At 74.5% G+C, this 15,048-nt stretch carries 13 protein-coding genes; 7 read left to right on the top strand and 6 right to left on the bottom strand.

The window, feature by feature from the left end; genetic code table 11:
• Window positions 1–16 precede the first annotated feature (16 nt).
• Genes COUCH_RS28375 through COUCH_RS28355 form a run of 5 tightly spaced genes read left to right on the top strand, consistent with a single transcriptional unit; the run spans window position 17 to window position 7,159 of the window.
• On the top strand, window positions 17–820 hold the full coding sequence (locus COUCH_RS28375; protein WP_249613825.1) for a carbohydrate ABC transporter permease: 804 nt from the start codon (window positions 17–19) through the stop codon (window positions 818–820).
• Window positions 821–830: 10 nt separating this feature from the next.
• On the top strand, window positions 831–2,003 hold the full coding sequence (locus COUCH_RS28370; RefSeq protein ID WP_249608277.1) for an ABC transporter ATP-binding protein: 1,173 nt from the start codon (window positions 831–833) through the stop codon (window positions 2,001–2,003).
• A 35-nt stretch (window positions 2,004–2,038) separates the two neighbouring features.
• Window positions 2,039–3,631 carry a glycoside hydrolase family 13 protein gene (locus tag COUCH_RS28365; RefSeq protein WP_249608276.1) on the top strand — a complete coding sequence of 531 codons (1,593 nt, stop codon included), beginning with the start codon at window positions 2,039–2,041 and terminating at the stop codon, window positions 3,629–3,631.
• 36 nt (window positions 3,632–3,667) lie between these two features.
• On the top strand, window positions 3,668–4,213 hold the full coding sequence (locus COUCH_RS28360) for a LytR C-terminal domain-containing protein (RefSeq protein WP_346015950.1): 546 nt from the start codon (window positions 3,668–3,670) through the stop codon (window positions 4,211–4,213).
• 57 nt (window positions 4,214–4,270) lie between these two features.
• The gene (locus COUCH_RS28355) at window positions 4,271–7,159 is read left to right on the top strand and encodes an SCO7613 C-terminal domain-containing membrane protein (protein ID WP_249608275.1); all 2,889 of its coding nucleotides are present in this window, start codon (window positions 4,271–4,273) and stop codon (window positions 7,157–7,159) included.
• A gap of 3 nt (window positions 7,160–7,162) precedes the next feature.
• Here COUCH_RS28355 and COUCH_RS28350 read toward each other — a convergent pair whose 3' ends face one another.
• The 3 genes from COUCH_RS28350 to COUCH_RS28340 form a co-directional block, all read right to left on the bottom strand.
• On the bottom strand, window positions 7,163–7,432 hold the full coding sequence (locus COUCH_RS28350; protein ID WP_249608274.1) for a hypothetical protein: 270 nt from the start codon (window positions 7,430–7,432) through the stop codon (window positions 7,163–7,165).
• 72 nt (window positions 7,433–7,504) lie between these two features.
• Window positions 7,505–8,083: a DsbA family protein gene (locus tag COUCH_RS28345; protein ID WP_249608273.1), complete on the bottom strand. Its 579-nt coding sequence runs from the start codon at window positions 8,081–8,083 to the stop codon at window positions 7,505–7,507.
• A 9-nt stretch (window positions 8,084–8,092) separates the two neighbouring features.
• Window positions 8,093–9,121, bottom strand: coding sequence for an aldo/keto reductase (locus tag COUCH_RS28340; RefSeq protein ID WP_249608272.1), 1,029 nt, complete (start codon window positions 9,119–9,121; stop codon window positions 8,093–8,095).
• A gap of 57 nt (window positions 9,122–9,178) precedes the next feature.
• On the opposite strand from COUCH_RS28340, the gene COUCH_RS28335 reads away from it, so the two are divergent.
• Together COUCH_RS28335 and COUCH_RS28330 are read left to right on the top strand one after the other, a co-directional pair.
• A complete protein-coding gene (locus tag COUCH_RS28335) occupies window positions 9,179–9,565 on the top strand; it encodes a VOC family protein (RefSeq protein WP_249608271.1) in 387 nt (128 codons plus the stop codon).
• Between the two features lie 40 nt (window positions 9,566–9,605).
• Window positions 9,606–10,427: a poly-gamma-glutamate hydrolase family protein gene (locus COUCH_RS28330; protein ID WP_249608270.1), complete on the top strand. Its 822-nt coding sequence runs from the start codon at window positions 9,606–9,608 to the stop codon at window positions 10,425–10,427.
• Window positions 10,428–10,455: 28 nt separating this feature from the next.
• On the opposite strand, the gene COUCH_RS28325 is transcribed toward COUCH_RS28330, so the two are convergent.
• The 3 genes from COUCH_RS28325 to COUCH_RS28315 all read right to left on the bottom strand — a co-directional run bounded on the left by COUCH_RS28325 (window position 10,456) and on the right by COUCH_RS28315 (window position 14,898).
• Window positions 10,456–11,463 carry a LacI family DNA-binding transcriptional regulator gene (locus COUCH_RS28325; protein ID WP_249608269.1) on the bottom strand — a complete coding sequence of 336 codons (1,008 nt, stop codon included), beginning with the start codon at window positions 11,461–11,463 and terminating at the stop codon, window positions 10,456–10,458.
• Window positions 11,464–11,494: 31 nt separating this feature from the next.
• Entirely contained in the window at window positions 11,495–12,757 is a 1,263-nt protein-coding gene (locus tag COUCH_RS28320) for a reverse transcriptase family protein (RefSeq protein WP_249608268.1), read from the bottom strand.
• 335 nt (window positions 12,758–13,092) lie between these two features.
• Window positions 13,093–14,898, bottom strand: a complete 1,806-nt coding sequence (locus tag COUCH_RS28315) for an anthranilate synthase family protein (protein ID WP_249608267.1) — start codon at window positions 14,896–14,898, stop codon at window positions 13,093–13,095.
• Window positions 14,899–15,048 lie beyond the last annotated feature (150 nt).

The raw sequence follows: 15,048 nt of genomic DNA, 5'->3' as shown, positions 1-15,048 counted from the left end.
CACGAACCGCAAGCTGATGTGGTGGGGGATCAACACGATCGTCCTGCTGTACGCGTTCATCCCGGTGTTCTGGCTGGTCTCCCTGTCGCTGAAGGACAGCGAGACGCTCAACGACGGCAAGTACTTCCCGACGTCGCCCACCGGCGACAGCTACGCGTCGATCTTCAAGAACGAGGACTTCGTCCGCGCCCTGATCAACTCGATCGGCATCTGCGTGATCGCCACCCTGGTGGCCATCGTGCTCGGCACGATGGCCGCGTACGCGATCGCCCGGCTGCAGTTCCCGGGCAAGAAGGCGATCGTCGCCATGGCGCTGCTGGTCTCCATGTTCCCGCAGATCGCGCTGGTGACCCCGCTGTTCAAGATCGAGACGGCGCTGGGGCTCTTCGACACGTGGCCGGGCCTGATCATCCCGTACATCACGTTCGCGCTCCCGCTGGCGATCTACACGCTCTCCGCGTTCTTCCGGGAGATCCCGTGGGACCTGGAGAAGGCCGCGAAGATGGACGGCGCCACGCCGTACCAGGCCTTCCGGCAGGTGATCACGCCGCTGGCGATGCCCGGCGTGTTCACCACGGCGATCCTGGTCTTCATCGCGTGCTGGAACGACTTCCTGTTCGCCCTCTCGCTGACCTCGACGTCGCAGGCGCGCACGGTGCCGGCCGCGATGAGCTACTTCACCGGCGCCACCACCTTCGAGAAGCCGACCGGACCGATCGCGGCCGCCGCCGTGGTCATCACCATCCCCATCGTTCTGTTCGTGCTGGTCTTCCAGCGGCGCATCGTCGCCGGGCTGACCTCCGGCGCGGTAAAAGGCTGAGGAGCGGAAAGTGGCCGAGATCGTTCTGGACCATGTCGTCAAGCGCTACCCCGACGGGGCACTCGCCGTGGACGACTTCAACCTCGAGATCGCCGACGGCGAGTTCATCATCCTGGTCGGCCCGTCCGGCTGCGGGAAGTCCACGACCCTCAACATGGTGGCCGGCCTGGAGGACATCACCGCCGGCAAGCTGCTGATCGACGGTCAGGTGGTCAACGACAAGGCGCCCAAGGACCGCGACATCGCCATGGTGTTCCAGTCGTACGCGCTCTACCCGCACATGACCGTCCGGGAGAACATGGGCTTCCCGCTGCGGCTGGCCGGGATGGACAAGGCGGACATCCGGCGGAAGGTGGACGAGGCCGCCGAGATGCTGGAGCTGACCCAGCACCTGGACCGCAAGCCGTCGAACCTCTCCGGCGGCCAGCGCCAGCGGGTCGCCATGGGCCGCGCCATCGTCCGCTCGCCGAAGGCCTTCCTCATGGACGAGCCGCTGTCCAACCTGGACGCGAAGCTGCGCGTCCAGATGCGCACGCAGATCGCCCGGATCCAGAAGACGCTGGGCACCACCACGCTCTACGTGACGCACGACCAGACCGAGGCGATGACCCTCGGCGACCGGGTCGTGGTCATGCGGGCCGGCGTGGTGCAGCAGGTCGGCAGCCCGGCCCACCTGTACGCCCAGCCGGCGAACCTGTTCGTGGCCGGCTTCATCGGCAGCCCGTCGATGAACTTCCTGTCCGGCCAGCTGCGCGGCGGCGGCACGGTGGTGACCGCCCTCGGCGAGGCGGAGCTGCCCGGCCGGGCGCGGCAGGCGCTGGAACGCACGTCCGCCGACCGCGATGTCATCGTCGGCATCCGTCCGGAGCACTTCGAGGACGCCGCCATGATCGGCGACAAGCCGGGGGCGACCTTCGACGCGCCGATCGACATCGTCGAGGCGATGGGCTCGGACGTGTACGCGTACTTCACGGTCAAGGGCGAGGAGGCCCGCTCGGCCGACCTCGACGACCTCGCCAAGGACACCGGCAACGACCTGCAGGGCGGTGGCACCTCGATCACCGCCCGGCTGGACGCCGCGTCCGACGTCCGGCGTGGCAGGACCGCGCGGCTCTGGTACGACACGGCGAAGATGCAGCTGTTCGACCCGTCCACCGGCAAGAACCTGCTCACCACCGACTGAGCCGCCGGCACGGACCGCAGGGACGGGAGGAAACCATGAGCACGGACGGTCCCTGGTGGCGCCACGCGGTGATCTACCAGGTGTACGTGCGCAGCTTCGCCGACTCCGACGGCGACGGGATCGGCGACCTGCCGGGCGTGCGGTCCCGCCTGCCGTACCTGCGGGACCTGGGCGTGGACGCCCTGTGGCTGAACCCGTTCTATCCGTCCCCGCAGGCCGACGCGGGGTACGACGTCTCGGACTACCGGGACGTCGACCCCCGCTTCGGCACCCTCGCCGACGCCGACGCGCTGATCCGTGACGCCCACGCGCACGGCCTTCGGATCATCGTCGACCTCGTGCCCAACCACACCTCCGACCAGCACCCCTGGTTCCGGGCCGCCCTGGCCGCGCCGCCCGGCAGCCGGGAGCGTGCCCGTTACCTGTTCCGCGACGGCGGCGGCCCGGACGGCTCGGTGCCGCCCAACAACTGGATGAGCAACTTCGGCGGCCGGGCCTGGACCCGGATCGTCGAGGCCGACGGCCGGCCCGGGCAGTGGTACCTGCACCTGTTCGCCCCGGAACAGCCCGACCTGGACTGGACCGACGACGAGGTCCGGGCCGAGTTCCACGACATCCTGCGCTTCTGGCTGGACCGGGGCGTCGACGGGTTCCGCATCGACGTCGCCCACGGCCTGGCCAAGGACCCGGAGATGCCGGACCTCGGTGCCGGGTACGCCACCGGTGGCCAGGCCGTCGAGGGGCACCCGCACTGGGACCTCGACGAGGTGCACGACGTCTACCGCGGCTGGCGGCGGATCAGCGACGCGTACCCGGGGGACCGGACCTTCGTCGGCGAGGTCTGGGTGGCGGACCCGGCGCGGCTCGCCCGCTACCTGCGCCCCGACGAGCTGCACACCGCGTTCAACTTCACCTTCCTCATGGCGCCCTGGGACGCCGGCGCGCTGCGGGCGGCCGTCGACGAGAGCATGACCGAGCTGGCCAAGGTCGGCGCCCCGGCGACCTGGGTGCTGTCGAACCACGACGTCACCCGGCACGTCACCCGCTACGGTGGCGGCGCGACCGGCCTCCGGCGTGCCCGGGCCGCGGCGCTGCTCATGCTCGCCCTGCCCGGCGGCGCCTACGTGTACCAGGGGGAGGAGCTCGGCCTGCCCGAGGTCGAGGACCTGCCCGGCGAGGTGCGCCAGGACCCGACCTTCCACCGTACGGGCGGCAGCGAACTCGGCCGCGACGGCTGCCGGGTGCCGCTGCCCTGGTCCGGCGCCGAACCCTCGTACGGCTTCGGCCCGGGCCCCGCCTCCTGGCTGCCGCAGCCGGCCGGCTGGGCGGAGCTGACCGCGCAACGGCAGGCCGGCGACCCCTCGTCGATGCTGTCGCTCTACCGGGAGGCGCTGCGCCACCGCGCCGCCCTGGCCGCCCTGGGCTCCGGCACGCTGGCCTGGCTGCCCACCGAGGGGGACGTGCTGGCGTTCCGCCGCGACCCCGGCTTCGTCTGCGTGGTCAACGCCGGCGAGCAACCGGCCGCGCCGCCACCCGCCGTCCGCGACCTGCGCCTGCTGCTGGCCAGCGGGCCGGTCGGCGACGACGGGATCCTCCCCGGGGCCACCGCGGCCTGGTACCTCAGCTAGGTCCCCGGCCGGTGCAACCGGACGGCCGGGAGCGGTGTGTTCACAGTCGTGATGAACTTCGCCCGCGTCCGTGCCGTCGTCCTGGCCGGCCTGCTCGCCGTGGCTGCGGCGGTCCTGGTGACCGTCGCGGTGGTCCGCGACTCGCAGGCGGGCGCCGTCGCCGGCGGCGGTTGTCCCGACGGCGCGGTCCGCGCTGACGTCCGGCTGCCCGACGACAATCAGCAGGTCACCGTGCGGGTGTACAACGGCAGCCGGATCCCGGGGCTCGCCAGGTCGGTCAGTGAGGACTTCCGCAACCGGCGGTTCGGCACCGGGAGGCCGGCCGAGAGCAGGACGAAGGTCGACGGCGTCGCGGTCCTCCGGTACGGCCCCGACGCGGTCGGCAGGGCCTGGCTGGTCCGGGCGTACTTCCTCGACCAGGCCGACGCCCAGTACGACCCACGGCGCAAGGGCCCGGTCGTCGACGTGGTGGTCGGCGCGGGCTTCCGGCAGCTCGCCACGTTCACCGAGGTCAGCCAGTCGCTGGTCGCGCTCGGCGAGCCCGAGCTGCCCCCGGGCGCCTGCCCCGCACCGCGCACCTAGGGCGGCTGAGTACGCCGACTCAGGAGCGGGGCCGCCGCCGCGACAAGGATCAACGGCGTGACCTCGTACCCGTGCCCGTTCTGCCGTACCGAAGCGAACCTGACCACCGGCTGCCCCGGCTGCGGCCGCGGACCGGATCCGGACGCCGCCGAGGTGGTCCGCCTCGACGCCGAGATCCCGGTGCTGACGGCCCGGCTCGCCGCCGCCCGCGACGCGGTGACCGCGGCGGACGGAGCGCTGCGCCGGGCCTGGGCGCAGCGGGAGGCGGCCGCGGGCCGGGTGCGGGCCGCCGTGGCCGCCGCCGCCCGGGTCGCGCCCCGGCCGGCACATGCGCCGGCGATGACCGCCCCGATGACCACGGCGACCGCCGAGGCGTCCACCCGGCTCGTGCAGAACTCGCTGTTCGTGCTCGGCGGCCTGCTCCTGGCGGTCGCCGCGATCGTCTTCACCGCGGTGGCGTGGTCGCAGTTCGGGGTGCGCGGCCGCGCCGGCCTGCTCGCGGCGGTCACCGTCGTGGCGCTCGCCGCGCCGCTGGCGGCCCTGCGGCGCCGGCTCACCGCCGCCGCCGAGACGGTCGCCGCGGTGGGGGTGCTGCTGATCCTGCTCGACGGGTACGCGGCCTGGTACGTCAACCTGTTCGGCCTCGCCGACTACTCCGCGCTCGGATACGCCGGGGCGGTGTGCGCCGTGACCGCCGCCGTCGCCGCCGGGTACGAGCACGTCACCGGCCTGAGCACGCCCAGGTTCGCCGCGCTGCTCGTGGCCCAGCCCGTACTGCCCCTGCTCGTGGCGCCGTTCCACCCGGACGCCGCGGGGTGGGCGTACACGTGGGCGGCCGTCGCGGTGGTCAACCTGGCAGTCATCCACCTGCGGCGCGGGGCGCTGACGCCGCTGGCCGTCGCCGCGTACGTGCTCGGCGGCCTGGCCGTGACGGTGTCCGGGATCTGCGCGCTGGCCGGCCTGGCGCTCGCCACCGATCCCGGGCCGGTGGCGCTGGCCGGAGCGTCGCTCGTCACCGCGGCGGGCGTCCTGCTGGCCGCGGCGGTGCTCGCCCGCGCCGGCATCGCACCCGCCGCCGGGATGGTCGTGGTGGCGGTGGCGATCGCCGCGGCCCGCTTCGCCGCGGTCGCGGGTGGCGAGCGCCTGGCGCCGGTGCTGATCACGCTGGTCGTGGCGGCCCTGGCCGTCGCGGTCCGGCTGCTGCCCTCGACGGTACGGCGAGGCCCGCAGATCGCCGCGCTGGCTTGCCTCGGCGTGCCCGGTGTGGCCACCGTGCTCGCCGCCGTGGCGGCGCGGGTGGGCGGGGAGACCGACTGGCGGCTGCCCACGATGATCGTGATCCTGTCGGCGGGCGCCGCGGCCCTGCTGCCCCCGGTCCCCGTGGCGCTGGCCGGCGGTGCGGTGCTGACGCTGGCGGCCCCGGCGGTGCTGCCCTGGTCGCCCGCGGTGCAGAGCCGCGTGATCATCGGTGTGGCGGCGGTGCTGGTCGTGGTGGCGTACCGGATCGGGCGGCACCGCGAGGTCGCGGCGGGCGTGGCGCTGGCTCTGCTCGCGTCCACGCCGGTGTGGGCGCTGGTCTCCGGCGACTCCCCGGCGATCTACGCGGCGGCCGGGTTGCTGCTGCTCGCGCTGCCCGCGCCGGTGCACCGCGCGCTGACCGTCGTCGCCGCCGCGGTTCTCGGGTTCGCCCTGCTCGCCGCCACGGGCGACAGCCTCCTGACCGTCCTCGCCGGACCGTGGCTGCACTCCGGTGCCCGGTGGACCGGTCACGTACCGGTCGCCGACGTGGTCGCGACGGGCATCCTCGCGATCGCCGCCGGACTCCACGGCCGCCGGCACGTCCTCTGGACGGCCGCGCCTGTCGTCGCGATCACCGCCGTGCTCGCCCCCGGGGCAGCCGGCGCGCCGTGGCCGTCAACCGGGGCGGCGAGCCTGGTCACTGGGCTGGCGGGCCTGATCGTGGCCGCGCTGCGCGGCGACGCCCGCCGGTCTGCCGCGCTGACGGTCGTCTCCGCGGCGCTGCTCGGCGCGGCGCTCGCTGCGGCGCCCGCCACGGACGTGACCACGCTGGTGGCCTTCGGCGCGACCGTGGTCGCCGGGGTGATGATCGGAGCCGTGGGCCGTACGGTCGCGGTCCGGGCTTCTGGATGGCTGGGCGCGGCGGGTTCCGCGTACGTGGTCGCCGCCACCGCCGGGCACACGGCCGGACTGCCGCTGCACGCCACGGCGTTCGTGGTGCTCGGCGCGGCTGCCGCCGTCCTCACCGCCGGGGTGCTGCTGCGGCGGCGTACGGCCGAGAGCTGGACGCTGCAGGCCGCCGCCCACGGTGGCGCGGTCGTCGCCCTGCTGCTGACCGCCGGCTCCCCGCGGTACGCCGCCGCCGTCTGCACCGTGTGGGGCCTCGCGCTGGGGCTGCGGGCGCTGGTCCGGGACACCGCCGGCCGCCGCAGTCACGTGGTGGCGGCCGCGGCGGCCGAGGTGGGCGGCTGGTGGCTGCTGCTCGCCGCGGAGCAGGTGGCGGTCGTGGAGGCGTACACGATCCCGGCGGCCGCCGTCGCGCTGCTGGCCGGATGGCTGGGCCGCCGGCACCGGGCAGGCTTGTCGAGCTGGGCCGCCTACGGCCCCGCGCTGGCCGCGGCGCTGCTGCCGACGCTCGCCTCGGTGCTGACCGGCGAGGGGGAGCCGCTGCGCCGGCTGCTGCTGGGCGCCGCGGCGCTGGCCATCGTCGTGGCCGGGGCGCACGCCCGGCTGCAGGCGCCCGTCGTCACGGGCGGCTCGGTGCTCACGCTGGTGGCCCTGCACGAGACGGCCCTCGTCTGGGACCTGCTGCCGCGCTGGATCCCGCTCGCCGCCGCCGGCCTGCTGCTGCTCGGCCTGGCGACCACCCTGGAACGCCGCCGCCGGGACGTGGCCCGCATGCGGTCGGCGATCCACCGGATGGGCTGACCGTCAGTTCTCCCGGACGATGGCCTCCGCGACCCGGTGCAGCTCGCGCTGGTTCGGGACGAAGCCGTCGGCGATGTCCTGGTGCAGACCGGCCTTCGTCTCGTCGAGGAGCTCGTGCGCGACCTCGTCGACGGGCTCACCGGAGTATTCGTGAGCGACCCGCTCGGTCGCCGCCTGCAGTGCGGAGGTGAGCTGCTGCTCGAGCGGCCCGCGCAGCTTCTCCGCCGCGGGGCCGAGGTTGTCCGGGTCCAGAGTGACGTGCGGTTCCATCATGGCGGGCTCCCCCGTAGGACGGCTGACGGCGCGAGGCCTTTACCCCGTCGCGCCGCCGGCCCAAACCGGAAATCAGGAACGGCCGCGCTTGAGCTCGAAGAACGTGCCGCTGCGGGCCAGCGGAACCACCGCGTCCCAGATGGCCAGTGCCTCGTCACGGCCCGGCACCTCGCCGATGATCGGGCCGTGCACGCCGCGCGCCGCGCCCTCGAGCATCAGCACGGGCGAGCCGATGTCCGGGCCGGCCGAGCCGAACGCCAGCTCGTGCGACTCGCGCACCGCCTCGTCCCAGGAGGCGTCGTCGAGGACGGTCTTGGGGTCGGTCACGCCGGCGGCCTCCGCGGCCTGCACCACGATGTCGTCGCTCAGCGGCACGCCCGCGTCGTGCGTGCGGGTGCCCAGCTCGGTGTAGAACGTGGCGATGTCGTCGTCGCGGTGGTCCGCCCGCAGTGCCTCCACCAGCCGCAGCGCCCGGCTGGACGCGGCCATCATCGGCTTGTACTGGTCGGGGACGTTGTCGCCGTTGAGGATCGACAGGCTGAACGCGCGCCAGCGCAGCGTCACGTCGCGCTCCGGGGCCACGCTCACCAGCCACCGCGAGGTGCGCCAGGTGAACGGGCAGGCCGGATCGAAGAAGTAGGTGGCTTCCATGCCGCGATCCTATGCCGCTCCGAGGGTGCGGCTGCGCTGGTCCACACCGAGCGGTCCGTACGGGTAGTCGGTGGCGTGCAGGTCGCTCGCGGCGTCGAGGGCGGCGCTCTCCTCGCCGTCGAGGTGCAGGTCCGCGGCCTTCAGGTTGGTCTCGAGCTGCTCGACCGTACGGGCGCCGAGGATCGTCGACGTGACGGCGGGCCGGTCGGTGACCCAGGCGAGCGCCACCTCCGCCATGGACACCCCGCGCGCCTCGGCGATCCGCTGGACCGCGTCGACGATCTCCCACGTGCGCTCGGTGCCGCGCCGTTCCCACGCCTCCATGCCGCGCCCCGGGTCCTCGCCCAGCCGGGTCGCACCGGTCGGGCGCTGGTCCCGCTTGTACTTGCCGGACAGCCAGCCGCCGCCGAGCGGGCTCCACGGCAGCAGCCCCATCCCGGCGTCCCGAGCGGCCGGCACGATCTCCCACTCGATCTCCCGTACCAGCAGGCTGTACTGCGGCTGCAGCGTGACCGGCGCGGCGATGCGCAGCTCGCGTGCCAGGTGCACGGCCTTGGTGAGCTGCCAGCCGGTGAAGTTCGAGAAGCCGTAGTAGCGGATCTTCCCGGCCTTCACGAACCCGTCGAGGGTCAGCAGCGTCTCCTCCAGCGGCGTCACCGGATCCCACGAGTGCGCCTGGTAGAGGTCGATGCTGTCCAGGCCGAGCCGGCCCAGCGAATCGTCCAGCGCGCGGGTCAGGTGCCGGGCGGACAGGCCCACCCCGTTGGGGTCGCCGGCCATCGGGAAGCGGCCCTTCGTCGCCAGCACCACCCGGTCGGTGACCTCGGCGCCGCGCGAGGCGAACCAGCGGCCGATGATGCGCTCGGACTCGCCTTTCGCGTACACGTCAGCGGTGTCGACGAAGGTGCCACCCGCCTCGACGAAGCGGTCGAGCTGCGCGTGCGAGACCTTCTCGTCGGACTCGGCGCCGAACGTCATGGTGCCCAGGCAGAGGTTCGAGACGGCGCAGCCGCTGCGCCCGAGGTTGCGGTATTCCATCCCCGAAACGTACGCCCGGTCGGCGCGGGCCGCCGGACGGCGCTAGGGTCCACAGCCATGGCGATCTTCCGTACGCCGCAGATCGTGCTGTTCAGCGAGGACCTGCCGCGCGCCGTGACGTTCTACGCCGGGCTCGGCTTCGAGGAGGTGTTCCGTGCCCCGGCCGAGGGCGAGCCGATCCACGTCGACCTCGTCCTCGACGGCTACCGCATCGGCATCGCGTCGGGCGCCTCCACCCGCGACGACCACGGCCTCGACCCGCTCACCGAGGGCCAGCGCGCCGCGGTGATCCTGTGGACGGACGACACCGCGGCCGCGTACGAGGAATTGGTGCGAAAGGGCGCCCCCGCGGTGGCCGCACCGCATCGCTGGCTCGACCGGCTGCTGATCGCGTGGACCGCCGACCCCGACGGCAACCCGATCCAGATCGTCCAGTCGCTGTGAGGGGCGGCGGGAACCGGTCGCATCGACGAGGATGAGCACCATGGGTGCGATCTCACGACGGCAGGCGCTGGTGGCGCTGGGCGGTTCGGCGGCGATGCTCGGACTGCTCGAGGCGCGGCCGCGACCGGCCGCGGCGGCGGACGAGTACGGGTCGAACACCGAGCTCTACGCGGCGGAGACCGAGGGCGTCGACTTCGGCCGGCGCTTCCGGCGGCATGCCGCGTTCGACGACAGCCAGGCCGTTGCGACGGCGCTGCCCGAGACGCTCGTGCTGGCGCTGCACGGTGGCGGTATCGAGCCGGGCACCTCGGAGCTGTGCCTGGCCGTCGCGGGCTACCACCCGGCGACGATGGCCGGCGCGGCCCCGCTGCACGACTACTGGATGTTCGAGGGCCTGCGCTCGCAGGGCAACGCCGAGCTGCACGTCACCGCGACCCACTGCGACGACCCGGTCGCCGAGCTGCTGGCGGCCGGCGCGCGGCGGGCGGTTTCCCTGCACGGGTGTACGCCCGCGCAGGCCGGCCTGCCCTCCGACGACGATCCGGGCGTGGTGGTCGGCGGCCGGGACACCGCGCTGAAGGGCCGGCTGACGGCCACGATCGCGGCGGCCGGGCTGACGGTGACCGTCGGCGGCCGGGAGGTGCCGGTCGCGGTCGTCGACGGCGCCACCCGGCCCCTGCTCGGCGGCGACGACCCGGCCAACATCGTGAACCGCACGTACGGCGGGGGCGGCGCCCAGCTGGAGCTGACGACGCCGCTGCGCGCCGCGATGTTCGGCACCAACACCGCCGCGCAGCGCAAGAACACGACCACGCCGCTGTTCTGGAACTTCGTGGCGGCTGTCCGGGAGGCACTCGCCTGAATCGGCCCTGGGCTCGCGACGATCCCGGTCAGGCCGGGACGGTCGAGCCGCGGATGACCAGCTGCGCCGGGTGCCGGTGCAGCCCCGGCCTCGGGTCGCCGTCGATGGCCCGCAGGAGCAGCTCCGCGGCGGCCCGGCCCAGCCCCTCCAGGTCCATGTCGACGCTGGTCAGCGGCGGGCGGCTGGCCGTGGTCATGACGTCCCAGTTGTCGAAGCCGGTGACCGCGACGTCCTCCGGGACCCGTCGGCCCGCCTCGCGCAGCGCGTCGGTGAGGCCGCGGGCGATCTGGTCGCTGCCGCAGTGCACCGCGTCCACCTCGGCGCCCCGGGCGAGCAGGATGCCGGCGGCCTGACGGCCCCAGGCCTCGCTCCATTCGCCGTACAGGGGCGGGACGGGCGGTTCGAGGCCGGCCTCGGCGAGGCGGGCCGTCAGGGCGTGGGCGCGGACGCGGGCCGAATGGTGGTGCTCCGGGCCGGTCACGTGGGCGATGCGGCGACGGCCCACGGTGAGCAGGTGGTCGGCGGCGAGCCGGGAGCCGGCCTCCTCGTCGGGCACCACCGAGCAGTCGCCGGGGTCGTCGGAGGCGAGGAACGCGTACACGACCGGGACGCCGAGCCCGGTGCTGACGCTCGGCCGGCTGCCGGCGCGGCGGCCGGTCACGACGACGCCGTCGACCCGGCGGCTGAGCAGGACGCGCAGGTGGTGCTGCTCGCGGATGGCGTCGTCGCGGGCGTCGCAGAGCAGCACCGAGATCTGCCCGGCGCCCAGCGTGCCCTCCACGCCGATGAGCAGCGGGATGCTGAACCGGCCGATGATGTCGGTGGTGATCATGCCGACGGTGTAGGTCCGCCCGGCGTGCAGGCTGCGCGCGGCGGCGTTGGGCCGGAAGTCCAGCTGCTCGGCGGCCCGGCGGACCCGGGCGACGGTGTCGGCGCGCAGCGATCCGCGGCCGTTGAGCGCCTTCGACGCGGTGCCCACCGAGACGCCGGCCAGCGCGGCGACGTCACGGATGGTGGCGACGCGCTGGCGGGGCATGTCCAGAAACGTACCCCGCGCGGCACCCGCCTCAGCCGGGGATGCCGGCCAGCGCGGCGGCGAGCAGGCGGTGCAGCTTCGCGGCCCGCGACGGGTGGGCGTGCGAGACCCAGGCGACGCGGCCCCTCAGGTACGCGGCGAAGTCGGCACGCCCCTCCCGGTCGGCGGCCGGCCCGTTGCGGGCGGCGTCGTGCAGGACGGCACGCAGGTGGTCGTACTCGGCGCGGGGCACGGCCGGGCGGTCGTTGACGACCAGGCCGGTGAGCAGCTGCCGGTCGGCGCGGCCCCGGATGCGGGTCTTGCCCGGATGGACCCGGAACCCCTCCGCGGTGACCACAGTGGTCGCCGCCGCCACGAGCCGCCCGGCCGCGCCGCCGGTCAGCGGCCCGGAGAACGCCAGGTCGTCGGCGTACCGGGTGTAGGCGGCGCCGAAGCGCGCGGCCAGGCCGGTGAGCCTGCGGTCCAGCCGGTACGCGAGCAGGTTCGCCAGCGCCGGTGAGGTGGGCGCGCCCTGCGGCAGGTGCGGGCGGCGCAGCAGGGTGGCGGTGTGCCAGTCCGGGGCGTTGCGCAGGACGGCGGCGGGCGTACGGGTGGTGAGCAGCGCCGTCAGCGTGTGCGCGACGGGTTCGGGGTAGCCGGCGGTGCGCAGCAGCCCGTACACCCGGCCGGCGGTGACGGTGCTGAAGAACGCGGCGAGGTCGAGGCGTACGACGACCGGCTGCCCGGCGTGGGCGGCGGCGAACGTGTGCGGGCCGCGGCCGGGGACGAACCCGTGCGCGGCGCGGTGCACCGGCAACCGGCCGAGCACGTCGTCGAGCAGGCGCCGCTGCACCGCCCGCAGGCGGGGTTTCGGCGCCTCGATGAGCCGGCGACCCAGCCAGGTGTACCGGTAGTGGCGCAGCCGCTCGTCGCGGGCGTGCCGGTTGATCTCCTTGCGGTCGGCGTACCAGTCGAGCTCGTCGCCGTCGAGCCCGAGGAAGTCGGCGAGCGCGGCGAGGTCGTCGATGCGCGGCGTGTCCCAGCGCAGGCGCACGACCCGGACCGCGGTCGCGAGGCGGACCCGGATCCGGTGCCGGGAGACCAGAGGCCACCCGCGAGGGCCGGGCAGGGCGGCGAGGAAGGCGGCGAGCTCGCGGGGCCGGTCCGCCGGGGGATTCCGGTACGCCCGCAGCACGGCGGCCACCGCGACCGGCAGCCACGGCGGCCGGGAGCCGAGCACCCGGCGTCCCGTGCGCTCGAGGAGGGCGGGGTGCCAGCGGGAGGCGAGGAAGGCGTCGGCCAGCGCGGTGGACACCCGTACCGGTGGAACAGCGTGCCCCGACGATGCCCGGTCGTGCCTGCGCTGTCTCGCGCGGAGCGCGGTGGCGCGCCGGCGAAGCGCTGCGTGGCTCAATGTGCTCGCCCCCGGGGGTGCCCCGGAGAGACCGTCGGCGATCCGGCGGCCTGCTCGGGACACGCTGCCACCGGCGGCCGAGTCTAGGGCAGGGATGCCAGGAGGAGGCCGCCCGACACGGCCGGGAGCCGACCGGTCGGCCTTCAGTCCGTTTGTGGGTGGCGGCGGGGTGGTCGGACGGGCCGGTGGTCCAAGCGGAGGCTCTCGATCCGCTTGAACCACCGACGTCCCTTTCGCTACCCCCTCATTGCCGGACTAATCACCGGATCCAGAAGAGGCGGGAGAAGTTCGGCGAGGACGCTGACGCCGTCCGCGCTGAGCACCGATTCCGGGTGGAACTGCACCCCCGCGAAGCCCGGCCCGCGTACGGCGTGGACGGTGCCGTCGGCGTCGGCGGCGATCTGCACGCCCTCGACCGGGGCGGCCAGCGCGGTGAAGCTGGAGTAGAAGCCGACCCGCCGCGTCGTGCCGAACAGGTCGATGTCGCGCGCCACGCCCTGGTACGGCGCGTCCCGGCGGTGCAGGCGCAGTCCCAGGGCCGCGCACAGGATCTGATGGCCGAGGCACACGCCCAGCACCGGCCGGCGCGCGGCGAGGCGGTCGGCGACCAGCCCGCGCAGCAGCACCATCTTCGGATCGGCGGACGCCGGGTCGCCCGGGCCGGGCCCCGCGATCACGAGGTCGGCGTCCGGCACGGCGGTCACCGTCCACGGCACCACGCTCACCCGCAGGCCGAGGGCGCGCAGCTGGTGCGCCAGCATGGCAGTGAAGGTGTCCTCCGCGTCCACGATGACCGCGCTGCGCCCGTCGAGCGCCGGCACGGTCAGGGCGCCGGGGTGGCGCTGGTCGAGCCAGAACCGGGCGAGGCCGTCGTTGCGGGCGGCGAGGGCGGCCTCGATCTCCGGTCCGGTGTGCTCGGGGCGTACGGGTGCCGGCCGGGCCGGGGACGCGCCCAGCGCGGCCAGCACGCCCGCCGCCTTGGTGTGGGTCTCCGCGACCTCGCCCGCGGCGGTCGAGTGCCGCACCAGCGTCGCCCCGACCGGCACCCGCAGCGCGCCGGCGGGGGAGATCTCGGCGGTCCGGATGAGGATCGGCGCGTCCAGCGTCTGCCGCCCCTCGTCGTCGTGGCCGAGCAGGGCGAGCACCCCGGCGTAGTACCCGCGGCCGCGGCGTTCGTGGCGGGCGATGACCCGGCAGGCGTTCTCGATCGGGCTGCCGGTCACGGTGGGCGCGAACATCGTCTCGCGCAGCACGTCGCGCACGTCCAGGGTGCCGCGCCCGGCGAGCAGGTACTCGGTGTGGGTCAGGTGGGCCATCTGCTTGAGGTACGGCCCGACGACCTGCCCGCCCTGCTCGGCGACCGCGGCCATCATCTTGAGCTCCTCGTCGAGCACCATGTACAGCTCCTCGGTCTCCTTGCGGTCGGCGAGGAAGCCGGCGAGGTCGCGGGTGCCGTCGTGGCGGAACGTGCCGCTGATCGGGTTCATCATGGTGAGCCCGTCGTCGACGCTGACGTGCCGTTCCGGGGTGGCGCCGACGAGCGTACGGGTGCCGGTGTGCACGAGGAACGTCCAGTACGCCCCGCGCTCGCCGGTGAGCAGGTTGCGGAACGCCGCGCGTGCCGCCTCGACCGGGTCGCCGTCGACGGTGGCCTCGAAGACGCGGTGGATGACGAAGTTGGCGCCCTCCCCGTGGCCGATCTCGTCGCGCAGCACGTCACCGACGACCTCGCCGTACGCCTCGTCCGAGATGTCGAAGCCCGCGTCGCGCAGCCGCAGCGGCGTGGTGGGCAGCGCGGCGACCATGTCGGCGACCGGCACGGTCTCGCAGGAGGCGATCCGCAGGCATTCCAGCGGCGCGGCGTCGTCGACGCAGGCGAAGCCGCGCTCGGCGACCTGCCGGTACGGGACCAGCGCCAGGGTCTGCGGACCGGCGCCGGCCCGGAGCGGGATGTCGGCGAGCGTCGCGACGGTGACGACGTCGCCGTGCAGGATCTCGACGTGGTCGGCGCCGTCGCGGTGGAGCAGGGCGAACGGTTTCATTCGGGTCCCCGATTCGGGCTGGGACCGCCGCCGAGACCGGGCCACACAGCAACGGCCGCCTCGTCGGAGGCGGCCGCGGTGGGTGGGTTACGCGCGGAAGGGTGTGGCCGCCGGGTCGGCGGGCCACCACATGCTCAATCGCGCGTGCAT

Source organism: Couchioplanes caeruleus (assembly GCF_023499255.1).
Lineage (GTDB): Bacteria > Actinomycetota > Actinomycetes > Mycobacteriales > Micromonosporaceae > Actinoplanes > Actinoplanes caeruleus_A.
This window is presented reverse-complemented; position numbering and strand designations above follow the sequence as displayed.

Excerpts from the sequence above, each read along its gene's own strand:
- COUCH_RS28330 (WP_249608270.1), top strand. The coding sequence starts at position 9,606 with ATGGGTGCGATCTCACGACGGCAGGCGCTGGTGGCGCTGGGCGGTTCG.
- COUCH_RS28365 (WP_249608276.1), top strand. The coding sequence starts at position 2,039 with ATGAGCACGGACGGTCCCTGGTGGCGCCACGCGGTGATCTACCAGGTG.
- COUCH_RS28375 (WP_249613825.1), top strand. The coding sequence starts at position 17 with ATGTGGTGGGGGATCAACACGATCGTCCTGCTGTACGCGTTCATCCCG.
- COUCH_RS28340 (WP_249608272.1), bottom strand. The coding sequence starts at position 9,121 with ATGGAATACCGCAACCTCGGGCGCAGCGGCTGCGCCGTCTCGAACCTC.
- COUCH_RS28315 (WP_249608267.1), bottom strand. The coding sequence starts at position 14,898 with ATGAAACCGTTCGCCCTGCTCCACCGCGACGGCGCCGACCACGTCGAG.
- COUCH_RS28350 (WP_249608274.1), bottom strand. The coding sequence starts at position 7,432 with ATGATGGAACCGCACGTCACTCTGGACCCGGACAACCTCGGCCCCGCG.
- COUCH_RS28335 (WP_249608271.1), top strand. The coding sequence starts at position 9,179 with ATGGCGATCTTCCGTACGCCGCAGATCGTGCTGTTCAGCGAGGACCTG.
- COUCH_RS28345 (WP_249608273.1), bottom strand. The coding sequence starts at position 8,083 with ATGGAAGCCACCTACTTCTTCGATCCGGCCTGCCCGTTCACCTGGCGC.
- COUCH_RS28325 (WP_249608269.1), bottom strand. The coding sequence starts at position 11,463 with ATGCCCCGCCAGCGCGTCGCCACCATCCGTGACGTCGCCGCGCTGGCC.